We start from the raw sequence: 1,121 nt of genomic DNA, 5'->3' as shown, positions 1-1,121 counted from the left end.
GCCGATGCATCTGAAAAAGAGATTTTTTATACCGGTGGATTTACCCCACCTTCGTGAAGCCATAAAAAATGGCGACTTTGATGTGACGCCAACATTACAAAATAATTCGCCTCTTAAACCCTCTATCGAAACCTTGCTGCATGCCCTAATGCCGCAAAAAATTGTTGTGCATTTACACGCTATTGAAATATTAGCTTATTTGATTCGCCATGACTGTGAGACTAAATTGCGCCGATTACTCACTAATTGTCCTCCGTGGGTGTTGATTGACTACTATAAGCCAGGAAAAGAACTCGCTCAGGCGGTTTTTCAGACTATCTCAGCGGATCCACAGCTAAAGCTCATATTCTTACGCAATCATGGTGTAGTCGTAGGTGGAGAGCACATAGATGAAGTAAACGATATGCTGACGATAATCATCCAAAAGTTAACCACAATACCGAGGAATATTTTCAGTAACGTACAGAATGAAGCCCCCGAAGCATTAGATCACTATATTCCTATTCAAGACATTGAGATCCATGAGCTGGTACGTGATCCCGAACTATTTAACCGTCTTGATAAGTATTGGGCTTTATATCCAGACCATGTTGTTTTTTTAGGATCTCAGGCTTATGCTTATAAAATCTTGGACGATTTTCTGTTTAAAAATCGGCAAGAGCAACATTCCCCTGAGCTTGTTTTTATTCAAAACAGGGGGGTTTATGTCAAACCCACGTTCAATCGCGCCAAACAAGCACAGCTACGGTGCTACTATGATGTGATAAAAAGGCAAGAGACTGACTCATACCTTTATATTTTATCAAGTTTACAAATTGCTGAACTGCTAAATTGGGACGCTGAACAGTACCGACAGTGTATTCAGTAGTCTTAAAATAATGGAAAAAAATATGGCTGCCCATTACCACAATGACTTCTACGGTTGGACACAAGAACAGGCTGATTTGCTCCGTTCCAGTAACCTGAGTCAACTAGATACGCAAAACCTCTTGGAGGAGATAGAGGGTGTGGGAAATAGCCAGAGAAATGAATTGGAATCACGACTCGAAGTGTTGTTTATTCACTTATTAAAATGGCTATTTCAACCCTCACATCGTGGTAGGCGTTGGAGACTGACGATT

Annotated in this window: 2 protein-coding genes; both read left to right on the top strand. The window is 40.9% G+C overall.

The features are described 5' to 3' along the window. The coding region (locus REG_RS08940; protein ID WP_141553673.1) for a class II aldolase/adducin family protein at positions 1-868 on the top strand (868 nt) is incomplete at its 5' end. Positions 869-890: 22 nt separating this feature from the next. Further along, positions 891-1,121: DUF29 domain-containing protein (locus tag REG_RS08935; RefSeq protein WP_039908452.1), on the top strand; the 231-nt coding region annotated here is incomplete at its 3' end.

Origin of the sequence: Candidatus Regiella insecticola LSR1 (assembly GCF_000143625.1) — a bacterium.
Taxonomy (GTDB): Bacteria; Pseudomonadota; Gammaproteobacteria; order Enterobacterales; family Enterobacteriaceae; genus Regiella; species Regiella insecticola.
Note: the sequence above shows the minus strand (reverse complement) of the source record. Positions and strands in the feature narration are given on the sequence as shown.